The following is a 19,669-nucleotide window of genomic DNA, read 5'->3' as shown; positions in this document are numbered from 1 at the left end:
GGCCGTGGCCGCCTCACGGCCGAGCGGTGCCGAACGCCGTCGAGCGCTGTCGAGCGGTGCCGGGCGGTGTGAGCCCTACGGGTCGCGCGGGCCCTCATGGGCCGGAGGCCGCCTTACGACCCGAGCGGTGCCTTACAGGCGGCGTGTACGCCTTACGGCCCGCATCGCGCCGTCACCAGCCCGCACCGCAAGGCGCGCTCGCCAGCCCGCCGCAGGGCCCGCTCACCAGCCGGTGCCCCCAAGCCCCCTCACCAATGCGTCGGCGGCGCCGCCAAGTGTTCGGCCAGGCGGGCCAGCCGGTCCTGGAAGCGGCGGCGGCCGGGGCGCGGCAGGCTGTTTTCGCCGGCGGCCGCGCTGACCAGGTGCTGGAGGGTGTCGAGGTCGAGTTCGCCGCCCTCGGGGGCGGAGAGCGCGTCATGGGCCAGGGCGTGCAGCTCCGCGTCGCCGCCGTCGAGGGCGAGCACGGTGGCCCCGCCCCGGCGGGCGTCGTTCACCCGCTCCAGCAGCCCGGACCCGGGGTCGCCCGGCGCGACCACCAGCAGGGTCTCCCCGCGGCCCGCCCGCTCCAGCCGCCCGAGCCCGACCGCCAGGTGCGCGGGGACGGCGCCGCCCTCCGGCACCCGGTGGCGGACGAGGGTGGGGGACAGCTCGGGCAGCCCGGACCAGGCCGCCTCGTCGTCGAGGTGCGCGGCCAGGTGCCACGGTTCGTAAGCCTCGCTGCCGACCAGCAGCAGTCCGCCCGCGCGCGGCCCGACCGAGGCTCGTAGCGAGCCCGCGAAGCGGCGGGTGGCCTGGAGCCATTCCGTTCCGGCGAGGACTTCGCGCAGCAGCGCGACCCTTACGGCGTCCATGGCATCCGGATCCTGCCCCGACCCGCGCCTCGGCGGGCGCGATTCGGGCCCGGCTCACCCGTTCGGGGCATATGCGGCAGGCATGCCATAGACCCGTGCCGCGCCCGGCGCCCACACGCCCCCACCCCCGTCTCCAACTGTTCATGCGCCGTCTCTTGACGCTCTGTAAGGCAAACCCTAAGGTCGCCGCACACAAGGGACGTCCTACGTCCCATTTATCTGACTCGGCACTCGATTGCGACGGGGCATCGGGAGGTCTGATGGCAGTCGACACGGGGGCGGCGCGCTCGTACGAGGTGTCCGTTCCGTTCCGGGCGGGGACCGAGGGCTATGCGAGCTACCGGATCCCGGCCGTCGTGCTGACCCACGACGGCACCGTCCTCGCCTTCGCCGAAGGCAGGGTGAACTCCTCCGCCGACGACGGCCATATCGACCTCGTGCTCAAGCGGTCGGCCGACGGCGGACGGACCTGGGGCCCCTTACAGGTCGTCGCCCGCAACGGCGACGGAACGGCGGGCAACCCCGCCCCCGTCGTCCTCGACGGCGGCCCGTACGACGGCCGCGTCCTGCTGGTGCACGTCCGCAGCGCCGCCTCCGCCACCGAGGACCGGATCCGGCGCGGCGAGGTGAGCGCGGCCGACGGGCGGCGGGTGTGGCTGACGTACAGCGATGACGACGGCGTGAGCTGGAGCGAGGCCCGCGAGATCACCGCGAGCACCAAGCGGCCCGAATGGCGCTGGTACGCCACCACCCCGGGCCACGCCCTCCAGCTGCGGTACGGCCCCCACGCGGGCCGGATCGTCATCCCCGGCAACCACTCCCTGCCCCCGAGCGTCCCCGGCGACAACGGCACCGAGGGGCGGTACAACGGCGGCCACGACCTGCTCAGCGACGACGACGGCGCCACCTGGCGGATCGGGTACGTGGACGACAACCCCGACGGCTACGTCAACGTCAACGAGACCACCGCCGCCCAACTCCCCGACGGCCGGGTCTACTTCAACACCCGCACCGACGCCACCGCGCCCGGCACCCGCGCCGACGCCCACTCCGGCGACGGCGGCGCCACCCTGGACCTCCCCTTCCGGCCGCAGGCCGGACTGGTCGCCCCGGTGGTGGAGTGCAGCGTGCTGCACCTCGGGGAGCCGGACGCGCTGCTCTTCTCCGGCCCCGCCGACCCCGCGTACCGGGCGCTGATGACCGTCCGCACCAGCTTTGACGGCGGGGTCACCTGGCGGCCGAGCCACACCGTGAACGGCCTGCCCGCCGCCTACTCCGATCTGGTCCGGCTCGACGACGCCACGGTCGGACTGCTCTACGAGACCGGCGACTTCAGCGCCTACTCGACCATCACATTCCGGCGCATTCCAATGGAGGAGCTGGTATGAGCGACACCGCACGAAACCGGAACACCTGGACGCACGGCACGCCGCGCCGCGCGGTCCTCGGCGGCGCTGCCGCCGCGGCCGCCGGGTTCGCCCTCGCGGGCTGCGGCTCGGACGACGACGGGGGTGATGAGCCCAAGGGCCGCAAGAAGGGCGAGAAGATCACCCTGACCTTCTGGTCCTGGGTGCCGGGCATCGACAAGCCCGTCGCCCTGTGGAACAGCAAGAACCCGGAGGTGCGGGTCAAGGTCGAGAAGGTCTCGGCCGTCGACGGCGCCCAGTACGCCAAGATGCACGCCGCCATCAAGGCGGGCAATCCGCCGGACCTCGGCCAGATCGAGTACCCGGTCGTGCCCAGCTTCCTCATCGACAACGGGCTGCTCGACCTGACCAAGTACGGGGTCGCCGACCACAAGGACAAGTTCATCGGCTGGCAGTGGCAGCAGTCCGTCGTCGGCAAGGCCGTCTACGCCGTACCGCAGGCGTCCGGTCCGATGGGCCTGTTCATCCGTCAGGACCTCTTCGAGAAGTGGGGCATAGAGCCGCCCGCCACCTGGGACGAGTACGAGGCGGCGGCCACCGCGATCCGTAAGAAGGGCGCCTGGATCGAGACCTTCTCGGCCACCAACGGCAACCGCTTCGCGGGGCTCGCCTGGCAGGCCGGGGCGCGCTGGTTCGGCACCGAGGGCGACACCTGGACCGTCTCCATCGACGACGAGCCCACCCGTAAGGTCGCCGACTACTGGTACGGGCTGGTGCGCCGGAAGCTCATCAAGACCATCCCGGACCGGCAGAACGCCTGGTACAAGGATGTCCAGACCGGCGACATGGCCTCCTGGCTCGGCGCCAGCTGGGGCGACGCCCTGCTGGTCGGCAACGCCCCCAAGACCGCGGGCAAATGGCGCGTGGTGCCCATGCCGCAGTGGAAGAAGGGCGACGCCGCCTACGCCAACTGGGGCGGCTCCACCACCGCGGTCTTCGCCAAGAGCAAGTACCCCAAGGACGCGCTGGCCTTCGCGATCTGGCTCAACACCGACCCCGAGTCGATCAAGCTCCTGATCGAGAACGGCTATGGCACCCCGGGCGCCAAGCAGGGCTACACCACCTCCCAGCTCGATGTGCACAAGGACTTCTTCGGCGGCCAGGAGTACAGCAAGGTCTTCGACGAGGCGAGCAAGGGCGTGGACACCAGCTGGAAGTGGGGCCCCGCCACCGACACCCTCTACCAGCGGCTCGGCGACGCCTTCACGGCGGCCATCGGGGACGGGTCCGACTTCCGCTCCGTGCTGAAGAAGGTGCAGAGCCAGACGATCACCGATCTGAAGGAAAAGGGCCTCCAGGTGAAGGCCGGGTGAGGCGGATGAGAGGAGCCCCCCGCCGCCTCACCAGGACCGAAGCACGCAGCGCCCGGGCGGCGTCCGGGTTCCTGCTGCCCTTCCTCGCGCTCTTCCTGCTGTGCTTCATCGCCCCGATCGGCTACGCCCTCTACGAGAGCCTGCTGAAGGTCGAGCGCACCGGGCCGCTCGGCCTCGGCGGGGAGACCAAGCAGGTGTGGGCGGGGCTGTCCAACTACGCCCACGCGCTGGAGGACGACCGGTTCACGGCCGGATTCGGGCGGGTGCTGCTCTTCGGCGCCGTCCAGATCCCGGTGATGATCGCCCTCGCCACCGGGCTGGCGCTGTTGCTGGACGCGGCGTCCGCGCGCTGGGTGGGCTTCTTCCGGACCGCCTTCTTCCTGCCGTACGGGGTGCCCGGTGTGATCGCCTCGATCCTGTGGGGCTTCCTCTACGTGCCCGGGATCAGCCCGCTGGTGGAGATGGCCCACTCGGCGGGCTGGGACGTGGACTTCCTGGGCCGCGGGGCGGTCCTGTGGTCCATCGCCAACATCGTCACCTGGCAGTTCACCGGCTACAACATGCTGGTGCTGATCGCCCAGCTCAAGGCCGTCCCCGGCGAGCTGTACGAGGCGGCGCGGATCGACGGGGCCAGTGCCTGGCAGGTGGCCCGGCACATCAAGCTCCCGCTGATCCGGCCCGCGCTGGTGCTCACCACCGTCTTCAGCCTCATCGGCACCCTCCAGCTCTTCGCCGAGCCGAAGGTGCTCAAACCGCTGAGCAACTCCATCGACTCCGGCTACACCCCCAATCTGGCCGCCTACAACGAGGCGTTCACCAGCAACAACCAGCACATCGCGGCGGCCGAGGCGGTGCTGCTCGCCCTCGTCGCCTGCGTGCTGTCCTTCGGCTTCCTGAGGCTCGTGGGACAGCGGGGGAAGGACGGCGAGAGCGGATGACCGAGGCGAACGACCTGACCGGCGGCGTGGTCGCCGGCGAGCCCGGCGGGCCGGGCGGGCCGGGCGGGCCCGGCGGGCGCACGGACGGGGCCGCGCGCGGGGGGCCCGAGGCCGCCCCGCCCGGCGACCGGCCCGGTGCGGGCCGCCGCCGCGCGGCGAAGGGACGGGAGGGTCTTGAACCCCCCTTGCGGCACCGGATCATCACCGCCTCGCTGCTCACCGTCGCCGCCCTCTACTTCCTGACCCCCGTCTACTGGCTCGTGGTCTCCTCCACCAAGTCCAGCAGCGACCTCTTCGGCACCTTCGGCTTCTGGTTCCACGACCCGCACCCGTTGGACTATCTGCACCGGGTGCTCACCTACGACGACGGCATCTACGCCCGCTGGTTCGCCAACAGCCTGATGTACGCGGGCGTCGGCGCGCTCGCCGCCACCCTGCTGTCGGCCGCGGCCGGTTACGCCCTGGCCAAGTACCGCTTCCCCGGCCGGGAGGGCATCTTCAACGTCATCCTGGCCGGAGTGCTGATCCCGGGCACGGCGCTCGCCCTCCCGCTGTATCTGCTCTTCAGCGAGATCGGCCTGGCCAACACCTACTGGGCCGTGCTGATCCCCAGCGTGGTCAGCCCGTTCGGGGTCTATCTGTGCCGGATCTACGCGGCCGCCGCCGTACCGGACTCCCTCCTGGAGGCGGCGCGGATCGACGGCGCGGGGGAGGCCCGGATCTTCTCCACGCTGGGGCTGCGGCTGATGACCCCGGCGCTGGTGACCGTCTTCCTGTTCCAGTTCGTGCACATCTGGAACAACTTCTTTCTGCCGCTGGTCATGCTCTCCGACTCCGACCTCTATCCGATCCAGCTCGGTCTGACGTCCTGGCAGGGGTACGCGGACCGGCAGCCGGAGCTGTACCAGTACACGGTCGGCGGGGCGTTCCTGTCCGTGCTGCCGCTGATGGTGCTGATGGGCGTACTCCAGCGGTACTGGCGCACGGGGCTGACGGAGGGGAGTGTCAAAGCGTAAGAGACGTCACCATGAAGGTGGCCGCGGTGCGTGACAGGATCACTGTCATGACTACTCCTGATGCCCCGAACTCCGCGTCCGACGCCCCCGCGAAGAAGGCCCCCGCCAAGGACCCCTGGGACCTCCCCGATGTGTCCGGCCTGACCGTCGGTGTCCTCGGTGGCACCGGCGACCAGGGCCGTGGCCTCGCCTACCGGCTGGCCAGGGCCGGCCAGAAGGTGATCATCGGCTCGCGCGCCGCCGAGCGCGCGCAGACCGCGGCGCGGGAGCTGGGCGGCGCGGAACTCGGCATCGAGGGCGCGGACAATGCGGAGTGCTCGCGCCGCAGCGACATCGTCATCGTCGCGGTCCCGTGGGACGGCCACGCCAAGACGCTGGAGGGGTTGCGCGAGGAGCTCGACGGCAAGCTGGTCATCGACTGCGTCAACCCGCTGGGCTTCGACAAGAAGGGCGCGTACGCGCTGCGGCCGGAGGAGGGCAGCGCCGCCGAGCAGGCCGCCGCGCTGCTGCCGGACTCCCGGGTCACCGCGGCCTTCCACCATCTCTCGGCCGTGCTGCTCCAGGACCCCGAGGTCGAGCAGATCGACACCGATGTGATGGTCCTGGGCGAGTCGCGCGCCGACACCGACCTGGTCCAGGCGCTCGCGGCGCGTATCCCGGGTATGCGCGGGGTCTTCGCGGGCCGGCTGCGCAACGCCCACCAGGTGGAATCCCTGGTAGCCAACCTGATCTCGGTCAACCGCCGCTACAAGGCCCACGCGGGCCTGCGCGTCACGGACGTCTGAGGGCGGCCCGGCGGGCTTGTCCGGATCCGGGGGGCGGGGCCGCCCCGGGTTCGCCCGGGGTGGCCGGGGTCGCCCGGGGTGCCCACACCCCGGGGTGCCCACACCCGGGGCGCCCGGCCCGTGCGGCGGCGCATGGGGGACAATGGCGGGGAGTGACACACCCCCCGACAGGAGCCGACCCCATGCCCCGCCTCGCCCTCTACACCCTGGCCGTCTGCGTGCTCGCGATCGCCGCGGCCGTCGTGTCCTTCGCGCGGGGGAGCTGGCTCGGCGTCGTCTGGATCCTGATCGCCGGTATCTCGTCCAACATGGCCTGGTACTACCTCCGCAAGGCCCGCGCCGACCGCGAGAGCAGCACGGGCGCGGCGGGCTGAGGCCACGGGGGCGCCTGCGGCGAGCTGTTCCCCTCCCCGCCCCTTCCCGCAACTGGGGCTCCGCCCCAGACCCCGCTCCTCAATCGCCGGAGAGGCTGATTTCAGCCCGTCCGGCGATTGAGGACACGCCCGAAGGGCGTCCGGGATCTAGGGGCGGAGCCCCTGGTTACGGGAAGGGGCGGGGAGGGGAACAAGCCCGCCGCAGGCGCCCCCTAGGCGCGGAATCCGGCCATATCGGGCTCGCCCTGCCAGAAGCGGAAGAACTCCTGCCCCCAGTACGTGTCCCACTCCGATACCCCCAGCGCCCGCATCACCGCATCGATCGCATCGAAGAACGCCTGATTGACCTCCGGTATCCACAGGATCCCGAAGACCGCGAGCAGCCCGAACGGCGCGTACGGCTCGACCTGGCGCCGGATGCGGTAGGACAGCCACGGCTCGATCACCCCGTACCCGTCCAGCCCCGGCACCGGCAGGAAGTTCAGGATCGCCGCCGTGACCTGGAGCAGCGCCAGGAAGGCGAGCGCGAAGCGGAAGAGCTCCGGCACCCGGTCCGTGGCGCCGAGCCAGAACGGCGCGGTCAGCGCGGCCGCGAACAGCACATTCGTCAGCGGCCCCGCGGCCGAGATCAGGCTGTGCTTCCAGCGCCCCCGGATCCGGTGCCGCTCGATGAACACCGCCCCGCCCGGCAGCCCGATCCCGCCCATGATCACGAAGATCACGGGCAGCACGATGCTCAGCGCCACATGGGTGTACTTCAGCGGGTTGAGGGTCAGATAGCCCTTCGCGCCGATCGTCAGATCCCCGCCGTGCAGCGCGGTGCGCGCATGGGCGTACTCATGCAGACAGAGGGAGACGATCCAGCCCGAGACGACGAACAGGAACACGGCGAAGCCGGGGCTCGCGGAGTACTCCGTCCACACGGCCCACGCGGAGACCACCATGATCGCGAACAGACCGAGGAAGACGGGGCTGATACGCCGGTCACGGCGGCTGATGGCGGTGGTCATCGGGTGGGGTCTCCATAAGGGCTGGTGAGCGCTGAGGCTGAGGGGGAAACGACGGACAGTGTGCGCGGAGTTCCGGGCCGGGAGGGCCGGATGTGAGCAGCGCCACGCCCGCGCCCACGCCCGCCCGCGACGCCTCACCGTTCCCGTGACGCGTCACCGTCCCCGCGACGCTTCACCGTCCCCGCGACCGACCCGTCACCGTTCCCGCGCGTCCGAGTTCGCGTTCCCGCGACTCGTCACGTTCCCACGCGTCCGAGGCCGACGCCCCGCCCGGCGGGCCATCCATCAGAATGGGCCCGTGCGCTACGGCATCCTCGGCACCACCCAGGCCCGCCATGACGACGGCACCCCCGTGGACGTCGGCGGCGCGCGGCTGCGTGCGCTGCTGGCGGCGCTCGCGCTGGCGCCCGGGCGGGCGCGGACCACCGGGGCGCTCATCGGGGAGATCTGGGACACCGATCCGCCCGCCGATGAGCACGGCGCCCTTCAGGCGCTGGTCGGGCGGTTGCGGCGGGCGCTCGGCAAGGACGCCGTGGAGTCCGTTCCCGGCGGCTACCGGCTGAGCGCCGACCCCGACGACGTCGATCTGCACCGCTTCGAACGGCTCGCGGAGGAGGGCGCCCGCGCCCTCGCCGACGGCGATCCGGCCAAGGCCGTCGATCTGCTCGACGCCGCCCTCGCGCTGTGGCGCGGGCCCGCGCTCAGCGATCTGCCCGACGCCACCGCGCCCGCCGCCCGCGCCGAGGCGCGACGGCTGGCCGCGCGGCGCGCCCGGTTCGCCGCCGACCTCGCCCTCGGCCGCGCCGACCACGCCCTCCCCGCGCTCAGCGGACTCTGCGACGCCCACCCGCTGGACGAGCCGCTGCACGCGCTGCGCATCCGCGCCCTGCGGGACGTGGGGCGGGTGGCGGAGGCGCTGGCCGCGTACGAGGCGATCCGTACGGAGATCGCCGACCGGCTGGGCGCCGATCCGGGGCCGGAGCTGCGGGCGCTCCACGCCGAGCTGCTGGCGGCGACCGGTGAGGGGGCGCCCGGGCCGCCGGGCCCCGGTTCGCCGGAGCCCGTACCGGCCGCCACCGCCGCCCGCGGCGGTGGCGGCAACCTGCGGGCCCGGCTGACCAGCTTCGTCGGGCGCGAGGCCGATCTGGCGGCGCTGCGTGGCGATCTGGCCGAGCACCGGCTGGTCACGCTCCTCGGGCCCGGCGGGGCCGGGAAGACACGGCTGTCCCAGGAGGCCGCCGAGGCGGTCGCGCCCGGTTGGCCGGACGGGGTGTGGCTGGCCGAGCTCGCGCCCGTGGACGACCCCGAGACCGTTCCGGAGACGGTCCTCAGCGCGCTCGGGGCGCGCGAGACGGTCATCCTCGGCACGGCGGCCGAGGGGCTGCGCGCCGCCGCCGACCCGACCCTGCACGATCCGCGCGCCCGGCTCATCGAGCACTGCGCCCCGCGCCGGATGCTGATCGTGCTCGACAACTGCGAACACCTCGTGGCGGCCGCGGCCCACCTCGCCGAGTCCCTGCTCGCCCAGTGCCCCGGGGTCACCATCCTGGCCACCAGCCGCGAACCCCTCGCCGTCCCGGGCGAGTTGGTGCGTCCGGTGGAGCCGCTGCCCGACCCCGTCGCGCTGCGGCTGCTCCAGGACCGGGGCGCGGCGGCCCGGCCCGGGTTCCGTACCGAGGACGACCCGGCCGCGTGCGCCGAGATCTGCCACCGCCTCGACGGGCTGCCGCTGGCGATCGAGCTGGCCGCCGCGCGGCTGCGGCTGCTCACCCCGCGTCAGCTCGCGGACCGGCTGGACGACCGCTTCCGCCTGCTGACCAGCGGCAGCCGTACGGCGCTGCCCCGCCAGCAGACCCTGCGCGCGGTGGTCGACTGGTCCTGGGGACTGCTCGACGCCCCCGAGCGCACCGTGCTCGCCCGGCTGTCCGTCTTCGCGGGCGGCTGCGGGCTGGCCGAGGCGGAGGCGGTGTGCGGGGACAGCCACGAGCACGTCGAAGAGCGCACCGAAGCGCAGGCCGAAGGGCATGCCGAAGCCGTGGACCCCCGCGATGTGGCCGCCCTGCTCGGTTCCCTTATCGATAAATCGCTCGTCGTCACCGCGCCCGGAACGGCGGCCGGAGCAGAGCCCGGAGCAGAACCCGGAGCGGACGGGGAGATGCGCTACCGGCTGCTGGAGACCGTCGCCGAGTACGCGGCGGAGCGGCTGGACGAGTCCGGTGAGCGGGCCGCGGTCGAACGCCGCCATCTGGTCGCCTACCGGGAGCTGGCCCGTACCGCCGATCCGCTGCTGCGCGGCCCGGCTCAGCGCCACTGGCTCCTCCGGCTGGAGACCGAGCACGAGAATCTGCGCACCGCGCTGCGCCGGGCCGTGGCCGCCCGCGACGAGCAGGAGGCGCTGTGCCTGGTGCTCTCGCTCGGCTGGTTCTGGCATCTGCGCGGCCACCGCGTCGAGGCCCACCACTGGGCGACCGCCGCCGCCGAGCTCGGGCCGAGCCCCTTCGAGTCGCCGGTGACCCCCGCCCCGCCGCTGTACGTCAGCTGTATCGCCGCCCCGCCGCCGATGGAGCCGGAGCTGCTGGAAGAGGCGCGGCGCGGGGCGCGGCTGTACGCGCTCTCCAACATCGAGGGCGACCTCCAGGCCATGGTGGGCGACGACACCCAGCGCGAGCTGGAGGGCATCGTCTCCGCCTACCGGCCGGGGCTGCCCCAGACCTGCGGCCTCCCGGGCGTGCTGTGGTTCTTCGCGGTGATCCTCAAGGGTGACTTCGCCCTGCTGCGAGGGATGGCCGACGAGGCGGTGCGCACCTGCCGGGAGCTGGGCTACGCGTGGGAGCTGGCGTTCAACCTCCAGCTGCGCGCCAGGGTCCACAACGAGCGGAGCGACGATCACGAGGGCGCGATCCGCGACGCCGACGAGGCCCTGGAGATCTTCCGCCGGCTCGGTGACGTATGGGGCACGGCGGAGGCGCTGGCCGGCCGCGCCGAGACCCGGGAGCAGCGCGGCGAGGGCGCGGCCGCGGCCGCGGACTACCGCGCGGCGATCCGCTGCGCCCAGGAGCTCGGCGCCCATGAGCAGGTGCTGTTCCTCCGCTCCCGGCTGGCCGGGATCTTCGTGGAGCTGGGCGACGAGGACGAGGCCGCGGAGGGCGAGCGGATCCTGCGCGAGGTGGTCGAGCAGCGGCAGCACGTGGGCGCCGAGGCGCTGTCGTACGCCCGGATCCATCTGGCGCTGCGCTACGGGTCCACGGGCCGACTCGCCGAGGCACGGACCCTTCTGGCCACACTGCACGGGGAGTTCGAGGGCCGGGCGCTGCGACTGTTCGCGGGCATGGTGGAGGGGATGCTGGCCTGGCTCGACCTGCTGGAGGGGCGGCCGGGCGACGCCCTGGAGAAGGTGCGCGGAGCGCTGGCGAAGATGCCCGGCCGGATGACGGACCTCATCGCGCCGCACCTCCCGGTGACCCAGCTGCTCACCGGGGCCGAGGCGCTGACCGGCCTCGGCGGCGCCGAGCGGGCCGGGACCGCGGCGCGGCTGGTGGGGGCGTACGACGCGCTGCGCGAGCCGCAGCACCACCGGAAGTCCGCCGTCGAGCGGACGGGCCGGGAGCGCACCGAGGCCGCGGTGCTGGCCGAGCTCGGGGACGCCGGGTACGAGCGGGCCTACGCCGAGGGCGCCGGCCTCACGCTGGAGGAGGCCACCGCACTGCTCTGAGCGGGGCCCACCCGGGGGCCGAGGGCGCCCCCCGGGCCCGGCGGCGAACCCCGGGGTCCGGCGGCGAAAGAACCACCCGGGGCCCGGCGGTGACATGGCAACCGGCCGGGCGCGTCCCCCCCGTGGGACGTGCCCGGCCGGTGGCCCGGATCCGCGGACCGTCAGGACCGCCGCGGACCGTCAGGTGGTCTTGTCGCGGAACCTGCGCACCGCGAGCGGCGCGATGAGCACCGTGAGGGCCACCGCCCAGCCCAGGGTCACCAGCACCGGTTCGGCCACCGCGCCATGGCCGCTGGTCAGCGCCCGTGCGGCGTCCGCGAGCCGGGACAGCGGGTTGTACTCGGTGAAGGACCGCAGCCACCCCGGCATGGTGGCGGTCGGGGCGAAGATGGACGAGCCGAACTGCAACGGCATCATCACCAGGAAGCCCATACCGCTGACCGCCTGCGGGGTGCTCAGCGACATCCCCAGCAGCATGAAGATCCAGGTCAGTGACGATCCGAAGACCACGGACAGGGCCACCGCGGCCACCAGTTCCACGGGCCCGGTCTCGAGCTCGAAGCCCATGATGAAGCCCATGATCAGCAGGATGAGGGTGGACACCAGCATCCGGCCGGCCTCCACGATCAGCTTGGCGATCAGCACCGAGGAGCGGGCGATCGGCATCGTGCGGAAGCGGTCCATGACGCCCTTGCTGAAGTCGTCATTGACGCCGATACCGATCGACATCGCGATGTTGAGCCCGCCCATCGCCATCAGACCGGGGATGAAGTAGTTGACGTACTCGGAGCGGTTGCCGCCGGTCATCGCGCCGCCGAAGACATAGGTGAACAGCAGCGCGAAGACGATCGGCATCGCCAGGGCGTCGAACATCGCGAACGGTTCGTACCTGATCTGCATGACGTTGCGCCGCACCAGCGCGCCGATGTGGCGCAGATTGGCGCGCGGGCCGATCCGGCCGTCGCTCTTCCCCCGTACGGGCGCGGTCATCGTGGCCGTACTCACGCGGCGACCTCTTCCAGCTTCTTGTCGTCCTGCGGTGCGGACGCCTTCCGGCCGGTGATGGCCAGGAAGACCTCGTCCAGGCTGGGCAGTTGGGTGTGGATCCCGGAGATCGCGAAGCCGCGCTCACCGAGCAGACCGATCAGGGCGGTCAGTTGCTCATCGCTGGCGATGGGCACATTGACCTGGCCCTCCTCCACATCGGCGATCGCACCGCCGATGCCGTCGAGCCCCGCCTGGCTGATGGCGCCGACCATGCGGTGCAGCTCACCGGGGTCGGACGGGCGGATCTGGAGGGTGCGGCCGCCGATCTTGGCCTTGAGCTCGTGCACCTGGCCGTTGGCGATGACCCTGCCCCGGTCGATCACCGTCAGGTTGTCGGCGAGCTGCTCGGCCTCCTCCATGTACTGGGTGGTCAGCAGCACGGTGGCGCCGTCGGCGACCATCCGCCGGACCTCGTCCCACACCTCGTTGCGCGAGTGCGGGTCCAGACCGGTCGTGGGCTCGTCCAGATAGAGCACCGACGGCCGGCCGATCATGGACGCGGCCAGGTCGAGCCGGCGGCGCATACCGCCGGAGTAGGTGCGCACCCGCCGCTTGCCCGCCTCGGTGAGCGAGAACCGCTCGAGCATGGCGTCCGCCCGGGCGCGCGCCTCCTTGCGGGAGAGATCGAGCAGCCGCCCGATCATGTAGAGGTTCTCCCAGCCGGGGAGCTTCTCGTCGACCGAGGCGTACTGCCCGGTCAGCCCGATGGTGCGGCGCAGCTGCCGGGGCTGGCGCATCACGTCGTACCCGGCCACCATCGCGGTACCGGCGTCCGGCACCAGCAGCGTGGACAGACACCGGACGACGGTCGTCTTACCGGCGCCGTTGGGTCCCAGCACTCCCAGGACGGTGCCCTCCGGCACGTCCAGATCCACTCCGTCGACGGCCTTGGTGTCACCGAAGTGCTTGACCAGCCCCCGAACTTCGACGGCGTTGCCGTCTCTGATCCTGTGTTCCCGTCGCGTCATGCCGCCCACGATGTCAGCCGTCACCGACAGACCACCGACAAGCGGCAGACAGCCCGCCGACGGGGGAAGATCGGCGGGCTGTCGTTGTACCGCGGTGGCTCGTGGTGCCCGGTGGATTTTCCCCTCCCCGCCCCTTCCCGAAGCATCGATATGCGGCTCCGCCGCGTGGCAGGGGCTCCGCCCCTGGACCCCGGGGTCTGGGGCGGAGCCCCAGTTGTGGGAAGGGGCGGGGAGGGGAGCGGCCCGTCGCAGGCGGCAAGGCGCGTCGGACACCTCCTAGTGGAAAGAGTGTTCCTCGGCCGGGTAGGACCCGCCGACGACGTCCTCCGCGAAGGCCCGCGCCGCGTCGCCCAGGCCCTGGCGGAGCTGGGCGTACTGCTTGACGAAGCGCGGCACCCGGCCGTCGGTCATGCCCGCCATGTCCGTCCACACCAGCACCTGGGCGTCGCAGTCCGGACCGGCGCCGATGCCGACGGTGGCGATGTGCAGCGACCGGGTCACCTCGGCGGCCAGCTCGGCCGGGACCAGCTCCAGGACGACCGCGAAGGCGCCCGCGTCCTGGACCGCCTTGGCGTCCCGCAGCAGCTGCTGGGCCGCCTCCTCGCCGCGCCCCTGGACGGGGTAGCCGCCGTAGGCGTTGACGGACTGCGGGGTCAGGCCGATGTGCGCCATGACCGGGATGCCGGACTGGACCAGCAGCTCGATCTGGTGGGCGGAGCGCTCCCCGCCCTCCAGCTTCACCGCGCCCACGCCCGCCTCCTTGACCAGGCGGGTGGCGTTGCGCAGCGCCTGGACCGGGCCCTCCTGGTACGAGCCGAAGGGCAGGTCGCCGATGACGAGGGCGCGCCGGGTGCCGCGGACCACGGCGGCGGACAGCAGCGTCATCTCGTCCATGGTGACGGGCACGGTGGACTCGTAGCCCAGATGGCAGTTGCCCATCGAGTCGCCGACCAGCAGCACCGGGATGCCCGCCTGGTCGAGGACGGACGCGGTCATCGCGTCGTAGGCGGTGAGCATCGGCCACTTCTCGGCGCGCTCCTTGGCGGCCGCGATGTCACGGACGGTGATGCGGCGGGAGCCCGTGCCCCCGTAGAGCGCCTTCTCGGACTGCTTTCGCGCAGGACTGACGTGCGTCATCGCTACGGCTCCTGTTCATCATCTCGAGGCGCCCTGACGGCGTCCCCGGACCAATCCCATGCTGGCACGGCTCCTGCCGGGGCGAAAGTGGGCCCGGATCGCAAAGATTTTCCAATACGAGACGGTCTCGTATCGTAAGTCGCCTAGCCTGGGCGGCATGGCAACCCCACCCAGCACCCAGGGCGCACCGGCCGGATCCGGCGCCCCCGAGGCGATCCACCGCAGGCGCTGGGCGATCCTCGTCGTCCTGATGTTCAGCGTGCTGGTCGTCGTCCTCGACAACTCGATACTCAACGTGGCGATGAAGACCATCGCCTCGCCGAAGCCCACCGGGCTCGGCGCCACCCAGAGCCAGCTCGAGTGGGCGATCAACTCCTACACGCTGGTCTTCGCCGGGCTGCTGTTCACCGCCGGGATCCTCGGCGACCGGATCGGCCGTAAGAAGGTCCTGCTCGGCGGGATGGCGGTGTTCGGCATCGGCTCGGTGCTCGCCGCCTTCTCCGGATCGCCCGGTGAGCTCGTCGGCTTCCGGGCGCTCATGGGTCTCGGCGCCGCCTTCGTGATGCCCGCGACCCTCGCCATCCTGGTCAATGTCTTCGAACGCGAGGAGCAGGCCAAGGCGATCGGCATCTGGGTCGCCGCGGTGGGGCTGGCCATCGCCATCGGACCGATCACCGGTGGACTGCTGCTCGAACACTTCTGGTGGGGTTCGGTCTTCTTCGTCAATGTGCCGATCGTGATCGCCGGGCTGATCGCGATGGTGGTGCTCGTCCCCGACTCCAGGGACCCGGCGCCCGGCCGGGTGGACCCGCTGGGCGTGCTGCTGTCCGTGGTCGGGCTCGTCCTGCTGGTCTACGGCATCATCAAGGGCGGCCAGCTCGCCGACTTCACCGACGCCCAGGTGCTGGGCTCGATCGCCGCCGGGCTCGCCGTGCTGGCGCTGTTCGTGGTGCACGAGAAGCGCAGCGACCACCCGGCCATCGACGTCGGCTACTTCCGCAACCCCGCCTTCTCCGCCGCCATCGCCGCCATCGCCCTGGTCTTCTTCGCCCTCATGGGCGTGACCTTCTTCATGGTCTTCTACACCCAGAGCGTGCGCGGCTACAGCGCCCTCGAATCCGGGCTGCTGATCCTGCCGCTGGCCGTGGCGCAGCTGATCTTCGCCCCGCGCGCCCGGCTGGTCGTCGAGCGGTTCGGCGCCCGCGCGGTGTGCACCTGCGGGATGCTGCTGGTGGCCGCCGCCATGTCGGGGTTCCTGCTGCTCGGCGTGGACACCCCGATCGTCGTGCTCGAGGTGCTGTTCTTCGCCCAGGGCGCCGGAATGGCGCACATCATGCCGCCGGTGACCACCGGGATCATGCAGGCGCTGCCGCGTCAGAAGGCCGGTTCCGGCTCGGCGCTCAACAACACCTTCCGGCAGGTCGGCGGCGCGCTCGGGGTCGCGGTGCTGGGCTCGGTGCTCTCCACCGCCTACCGCGACCGGATCGGGGACACCCTGGCCGCCGTGCCCGGACTGCCCGACTCCGTACAGCGCTCGGCGGGCGAGTCCGTCGAGGCCACCATGGGGGTCGCCGAGAAGCTCGGGCCCAGGGGGCAGGCGCTGGTGGGCCCGGCGCAGGACGCCTTCGTGCACGCCATGCACATCACCGCCCTCGGCTCGGCGGGTGTCGCCGTCCTCGGCGCGCTGGTCGTCCTCGCCTTCCTGCCCGGCAAGGAAGGCTCCGGCCCGGCCCCCGACGACGGGCGGCCGCGGTCGCGGGAGGAGGCGTCGGCCGACCGATGACCGCACCGGAGAGCTCCGCGCCCAGGCTCCGCGGCCGCCCCCGCAGCCCCGCCACCGACGCCGCGATCATCGAGGCCGCGCTGCGGCTGCTGGAGGAGGGCGCCTCGGTCGGCGGTCTGTCGATCGAGGGGATCGCCCGCGAGGCGGGGGTCGGCAAGGCCACGGTCTACCGCCGCTGGCCCGGCAAGGACGCGCTGATGCTCGATGTGCTGCGCTCCCTGGAGGAGCCCAGCCCCGAGCCGGCCGGGGTCTCGGTGCGCGACGACCTCGTCACCATCCTGGAGTTCATGCGCCGCCGCGGGCTCGCCAAGCGCAACTCCGCCCTGCTGCGCAGCGTCATCACCCAGATGCACGCGCACAAGGAGCTGTGGCGGGCGTACGACGAGAACGTCATAGCGGCCCGCCGCGCGAGCCTGCGCGCCGTGCTGCGGCGGGGCCGGGAGAGCGGTGAGATCCGCGCCGATGTGGATCTGGAGCTGCTCGCCGACCTCTTCACCGGTCCGATGCTCGCCCGCGCCATGCTCCACGAGTGGAAGGAGCTGCCCGAGGGGCTGGCCGAACGGATCGTCGACACGGTCCTCGAAGGGGTCTCCCCACGCCGCTGAACTCCGCCGCTGAACTCCGCCGCTGAGCTCTGCCGCTGAACTCTGCTGAGCTCCGTTGGGCTCCGCTGAACTCCGTTGAGCTCCGCTGAGCGGTTTGTGCCTGTTGTGTCACAACACCCCCTCCCGGGCCGGGATGTGGAACTCGGGGCCGTCCTCCCGTCGTCCTCGGACGGGGACCACCCCCACCGGGGGCGTCGGGAAAAGCCCTGGTCATCACCTAGGGTCGTAGTCCAAGGCGCGGCAGTTGAGGCAGTGAGGGACAGCGAATGACGCAGGCGTACACGCAGGAGACGGGACAGCTCGGGGACGCCCCCCGGCAATCGGGCTCCCGGACCGGCCGCCTGTTCGACCGGCTGCGGAACGACCGCGGCATCTGGCGGCGCGGACTGGTACTGGCGGCGATCGCGATCCTGCTCGCCCTGGTCATGGTCTTCCACGCCGACATCCCCAACCGGGTGGGCAACCTCGGCTCGCTGCTGGAGACCTTCCTGCCGTGGCTGGGCCTGTTCCTTCCGGTGCTGCTGGTGCTCGGTCTGGTGCGGCGGTCGGCGAGCGCCGTGCTGGCGCTGGTGCTGCCCGTCGCCGTCTGGCTGAACCTCTTCGGCGGGCTGATGTTCTCCGACAAGTCCGGCAGCGGCGGTGAGCTGACCGTCGTCACCCACAACGTCAACGCGGAGAACGCCGATCCGACCGGCACCGCGAAGGACGTGGCCGCTTCGGGCGCCGATGTGGTGGCCCTGGAGGAGCTGACGGACTCGGCCGTGCCGACGTACGAGCGGGCCCTGGCGGGCACCTACCGCTACCACACCGTGCAGGGCACGGTGGGGCTGTGGAGCAAGTATCCGCTGTCCGGCACCAAGCCGGTGAACATCAAGCTGGGCTGGACGCGGGCGCTGCGCACCGCCGTCGCGACCCCGCGCGGTGAGGTCGGCGTCTATGTGGCCCATCTGCCCTCGGTACGGGTGAAGTTCAACGCGGGCTTCACCGCCGGGCAGCGCGACGACAGCGCCGAGGCGCTGGGCCAGGCCATCGCCCGGGAGCCGCTGAAGAAGGTGATCCTGCTGGGCGATCTGAACGGCACCATGAACGACCGCGCGCTCGCCCCCGTCACCGCGCAGATGCGGTCCGCCCAGGGCGCGGCGGGCGACGGCTTCGGCTTCAGCTGGCCCGCCTCGTTCCCGATGGCGCGGATCGACCAGATCATGGTGCGGGGGCTGGATCCGGTCTCGGCGTGGGCGCTGCCCAGGACCGGCAGCGATCACCTTCCGCTGGCGGCGTCGGTCGACTACTGAGGCGTGGCCCGGGAGGTCGGTGGCCCGGGAAGTCGTCGGGTGACATAGCTCACGGGGCACCCGGCGAGATCTTACGTGCCGTTCATCTTGGGGATCACCTCGGGAACATTCTGCGTGAGAGACTTTGTTCAGCTAGAGAACATATGCATCCCCTGCACGTTTCTCCTTCGTTTGAAAGGTCTCTCATGCCCCTGGCCCTGCTCGCCCTTGCTGTGAGCGCCTTCGGCATTGGTACTACCGAATTCGTGATGATGGGCCTGCTGCCCAATGTCGCGAATGATCTGGACACCTCGGTGCCCACGGCCGGATACCTCGTCTCCGCCTACGCCATCGGAGTCGTGGTGGGCGCTCCGCTGCTGACCGCCCTCGGTTCCCGTATCCCGCGCAAGCGGATGCTCGTGTTGCTCATGGCGCTCTTCACGGTGGGCAACCTCGCCTCCGCCCTCGCCCCCAACTTCGGGCTGCTGATCGCGGGCCGGGTGCTCGCCGGGCTGCCCCACGGCGCGTTCTTCGGCGTCGGCGCGGTGGTCGCCGCGCGGCTGGTGACCGAGGACCGGCGGGCCCGCGCGGTCGCCACCATGTTCCTCGGGCTGACCATCGCCAACATCGTCGGTGTGCCCGTGGCCACCCTGCTCGGCCAGAACCTCGGCTGGCGTGCGACCTTCCTGGTCGTCGCCGCGATCGGCGTGGTCGCGATGGCCGCGCTCGCCCGGCTCGTTCCGCAGATCTCCCACGAGCAGCACGGCGGGCTGCGCCAGGAGCTCGGCGCGCTGCGCGACCGCCAGGTGCTGCTGGGGCTGCTCACCGCCGTCTTCGGCTTCGCCGGCGTCTTCGCCGTCTACAGCTACCTCGCCTCGATGATGACCGAGGTCACCGGGTTCGGTGAGTCGACGGTCACGCTGGTGCTGGCGCTGTTCGGCATCGGCATGACGCTGGGCGCCCTGGTCGCCGGCCCGCTCACCGACCGGGCGCTGCGGCCCACGCTCTACGGCTCGCTGGCCGCGCTGGCCGCCGTGCTCGTGGCCTTCGACTTCACGGTGCATGTGAAGTGGGCGGCGCTGCTGTCGGTCGTGGTGCTGGGCGCGGTCGGCTTCATGACCACCACCCCGCTCCAGATGCTGGTGATGAACAAGGCCCAGCACGCCCCTACGCTGGCCTCCGCCTCCAACCACTCCGCCTTCAACCTGGCCAACGCGGGCGGTGCGTGGCTCGGCGGCGTCGCCATCGCGGCGGGCTGGGGCTGGACCTCCCCGACGCTGGTCGGCGCGGTGCTCGCGGTGATCGGCCTCGCGATCGCGCTGATCGCGGGGCTGACGGATCGGGCTCCGGGGGGTGGCTCGCGGGTCGTGGCGAGCAGTGAGGCGCTGCCGCAGATGTCCGAGGTGGGCTGAGCCCAGCGGGGCCGCCTACG

General features: G+C 72.0%; 16 protein-coding genes. 11 read left to right on the top strand and 5 right to left on the bottom strand.

Features of this window, described 5'->3' with window-relative positions; translation table 11 throughout:
* Positions 1–248: 248 nt before the first annotated feature.
* A complete protein-coding gene (locus ACT2CW_RS17345; RefSeq protein ID WP_445517196.1) occupies positions 249–851 on the bottom strand; it encodes a hypothetical protein in 603 nt (200 codons plus the stop codon).
* A gap of 260 nt (positions 852–1,111) precedes the next feature.
* On the opposite strand from ACT2CW_RS17345, the gene ACT2CW_RS17340 reads away from it, so the two are divergent.
* The 6 genes from ACT2CW_RS17340 (at position 1,112) to ACT2CW_RS17315 (ending at position 6,704) form a co-directional block, all read left to right on the top strand.
* Positions 1,112–2,239 (top strand): sialidase family protein, encoded by a 1,128-nt coding sequence (locus tag ACT2CW_RS17340; RefSeq protein WP_445517195.1) that lies wholly within the window; start codon positions 1,112–1,114, stop codon positions 2,237–2,239.
* A complete protein-coding gene (locus tag ACT2CW_RS17335) occupies positions 2,236–3,591 on the top strand; it encodes an ABC transporter substrate-binding protein (RefSeq protein WP_445517194.1) in 1,356 nt (451 codons plus the stop codon). The genes ACT2CW_RS17340 and ACT2CW_RS17335 overlap by 4 nt, the downstream gene beginning before the upstream one ends.
* 5 nt (positions 3,592–3,596) lie before the next feature.
* Positions 3,597–4,529 carry a carbohydrate ABC transporter permease gene (locus tag ACT2CW_RS17330; protein WP_445517193.1) on the top strand — a complete coding sequence of 311 codons (933 nt, stop codon included), beginning with the start codon at positions 3,597–3,599 and terminating at the stop codon, positions 4,527–4,529.
* Positions 4,526–5,545, top strand: a complete 1,020-nt coding sequence (locus ACT2CW_RS17325) for a carbohydrate ABC transporter permease (protein ID WP_445517192.1) — start codon at positions 4,526–4,528, stop codon at positions 5,543–5,545. The genes ACT2CW_RS17330 and ACT2CW_RS17325 overlap by 4 nt, the downstream gene beginning before the upstream one ends.
* Before the next feature lie 47 nt (positions 5,546–5,592).
* Complete coding sequence (npdG, locus tag ACT2CW_RS17320) at positions 5,593–6,330, top strand: NADPH-dependent F420 reductase (RefSeq protein ID WP_445517191.1); 738 nt, start codon at positions 5,593–5,595, stop codon at positions 6,328–6,330.
* 182 nt (positions 6,331–6,512) lie between these two features.
* Positions 6,513–6,704: a hypothetical protein gene (locus tag ACT2CW_RS17315; protein WP_164432743.1), complete on the top strand. Its 192-nt coding sequence runs from the start codon at positions 6,513–6,515 to the stop codon at positions 6,702–6,704.
* Positions 6,705–6,916: 212 nt separating this feature from the next.
* On the opposite strand, the gene ACT2CW_RS17310 is transcribed toward ACT2CW_RS17315, so the two are convergent.
* Positions 6,917–7,714 (bottom strand): site-2 protease family protein, encoded by a 798-nt coding sequence (locus ACT2CW_RS17310; protein WP_138910983.1) that lies wholly within the window; start codon positions 7,712–7,714, stop codon positions 6,917–6,919.
* A 298-nt stretch (positions 7,715–8,012) separates the two neighbouring features.
* Here ACT2CW_RS17310 and ACT2CW_RS17305 point away from each other — a divergent pair, with 298 nt between their 5' ends.
* Entirely contained in the window at positions 8,013–11,426 is a 3,414-nt protein-coding gene (locus ACT2CW_RS17305) for an ATP-binding protein (RefSeq protein WP_445517190.1), read from the top strand.
* Between the two features lie 180 nt (positions 11,427–11,606).
* Here ACT2CW_RS17305 and ACT2CW_RS17300 read toward each other — a convergent pair whose 3' ends face one another.
* The 3 genes from ACT2CW_RS17300 to panB all read right to left on the bottom strand — a co-directional run bounded on the left by ACT2CW_RS17300 (position 11,607) and on the right by panB (position 14,578).
* Complete coding sequence (locus ACT2CW_RS17300; RefSeq protein WP_198279072.1) at positions 11,607–12,431, bottom strand: ABC transporter permease; 825 nt, start codon at positions 12,429–12,431, stop codon at positions 11,607–11,609.
* Positions 12,428–13,441 carry an ATP-binding cassette domain-containing protein gene (locus ACT2CW_RS17295; protein WP_164432737.1) on the bottom strand — a complete coding sequence of 338 codons (1,014 nt, stop codon included), beginning with the start codon at positions 13,439–13,441 and terminating at the stop codon, positions 12,428–12,430. Before ACT2CW_RS17295 ends, ACT2CW_RS17300 begins: the two co-directional genes overlap by 4 nt.
* 276 nt (positions 13,442–13,717) lie before the next feature.
* Positions 13,718–14,578, bottom strand: coding sequence for a 3-methyl-2-oxobutanoate hydroxymethyltransferase (gene panB, locus ACT2CW_RS17290; RefSeq protein ID WP_445517189.1), 861 nt, complete (start codon positions 14,576–14,578; stop codon positions 13,718–13,720).
* Positions 14,579–14,735: 157 nt separating this feature from the next.
* Here panB and ACT2CW_RS17285 point away from each other — a divergent pair, with 157 nt between their 5' ends.
* The 4 genes from ACT2CW_RS17285 (at position 14,736) to ACT2CW_RS17270 (ending at position 19,649) form a co-directional block, all read left to right on the top strand.
* Complete coding sequence (locus ACT2CW_RS17285; RefSeq protein WP_445517188.1) at positions 14,736–16,361, top strand: MFS transporter; 1,626 nt, start codon at positions 14,736–14,738, stop codon at positions 16,359–16,361.
* Entirely contained in the window at positions 16,358–16,966 is a 609-nt protein-coding gene (locus tag ACT2CW_RS17280) for a TetR/AcrR family transcriptional regulator (protein ID WP_164432731.1), read from the top strand. The genes ACT2CW_RS17285 and ACT2CW_RS17280 overlap by 4 nt, the downstream gene beginning before the upstream one ends.
* Positions 16,967–17,232: 266 nt before the next feature.
* Positions 17,233–18,258, top strand: coding sequence for an endonuclease/exonuclease/phosphatase family protein (locus tag ACT2CW_RS17275; RefSeq protein ID WP_164432729.1), 1,026 nt, complete (start codon positions 17,233–17,235; stop codon positions 18,256–18,258).
* Between the two features lie 185 nt (positions 18,259–18,443).
* On the top strand, positions 18,444–19,649 hold the full coding sequence (locus ACT2CW_RS17270; RefSeq protein WP_445517187.1) for an MFS transporter: 1,206 nt from the start codon (positions 18,444–18,446) through the stop codon (positions 19,647–19,649).
* The last annotated feature ends 20 nt before the right edge of the window (positions 19,650–19,669 follow it).

It is taken from the genome of Streptomyces sp. NEAU-174 (assembly GCF_052665095.1).
This window is presented reverse-complemented; position numbering and strand designations above follow the sequence as displayed.

Bases quoted from the DNA above. Each gene is read 5' to 3' on its own strand.
- ACT2CW_RS17345 (WP_445517196.1), bottom strand. From the start codon at position 851: ATGGACGCCGTAAGGGTCGCGCTGCTGCGCGAAGTCCTCGCCGGAACG.
- ACT2CW_RS17340 (WP_445517195.1), top strand. From the start codon at position 1,112: ATGGCAGTCGACACGGGGGCGGCGCGCTCGTACGAGGTGTCCGTTCCG.
- ACT2CW_RS17335 (WP_445517194.1), top strand. From the start codon at position 2,236: ATGAGCGACACCGCACGAAACCGGAACACCTGGACGCACGGCACGCCG.
- ACT2CW_RS17330 (WP_445517193.1), top strand. From the start codon at position 3,597: ATGAGAGGAGCCCCCCGCCGCCTCACCAGGACCGAAGCACGCAGCGCC.
- ACT2CW_RS17325 (WP_445517192.1), top strand. From the start codon at position 4,526: ATGACCGAGGCGAACGACCTGACCGGCGGCGTGGTCGCCGGCGAGCCC.
- npdG (WP_445517191.1), top strand. From the start codon at position 5,593: ATGACTACTCCTGATGCCCCGAACTCCGCGTCCGACGCCCCCGCGAAG.
- ACT2CW_RS17315 (WP_164432743.1), top strand. From the start codon at position 6,513: ATGCCCCGCCTCGCCCTCTACACCCTGGCCGTCTGCGTGCTCGCGATC.
- ACT2CW_RS17310 (WP_138910983.1), bottom strand. From the start codon at position 7,714: ATGACCACCGCCATCAGCCGCCGTGACCGGCGTATCAGCCCCGTCTTC.
- ACT2CW_RS17295 (WP_164432737.1), bottom strand. From the start codon at position 13,441: ATGACGCGACGGGAACACAGGATCAGAGACGGCAACGCCGTCGAAGTT.
- panB (WP_445517189.1), bottom strand. From the start codon at position 14,578: ATGACGCACGTCAGTCCTGCGCGAAAGCAGTCCGAGAAGGCGCTCTAC.
- ACT2CW_RS17285 (WP_445517188.1), top strand. From the start codon at position 14,736: ATGGCAACCCCACCCAGCACCCAGGGCGCACCGGCCGGATCCGGCGCC.
- ACT2CW_RS17280 (WP_164432731.1), top strand. From the start codon at position 16,358: ATGACCGCACCGGAGAGCTCCGCGCCCAGGCTCCGCGGCCGCCCCCGC.
- ACT2CW_RS17275 (WP_164432729.1), top strand. From the start codon at position 17,233: ATGACGCAGGCGTACACGCAGGAGACGGGACAGCTCGGGGACGCCCCC.
- ACT2CW_RS17270 (WP_445517187.1), top strand. From the start codon at position 18,444: ATGCCCCTGGCCCTGCTCGCCCTTGCTGTGAGCGCCTTCGGCATTGGT.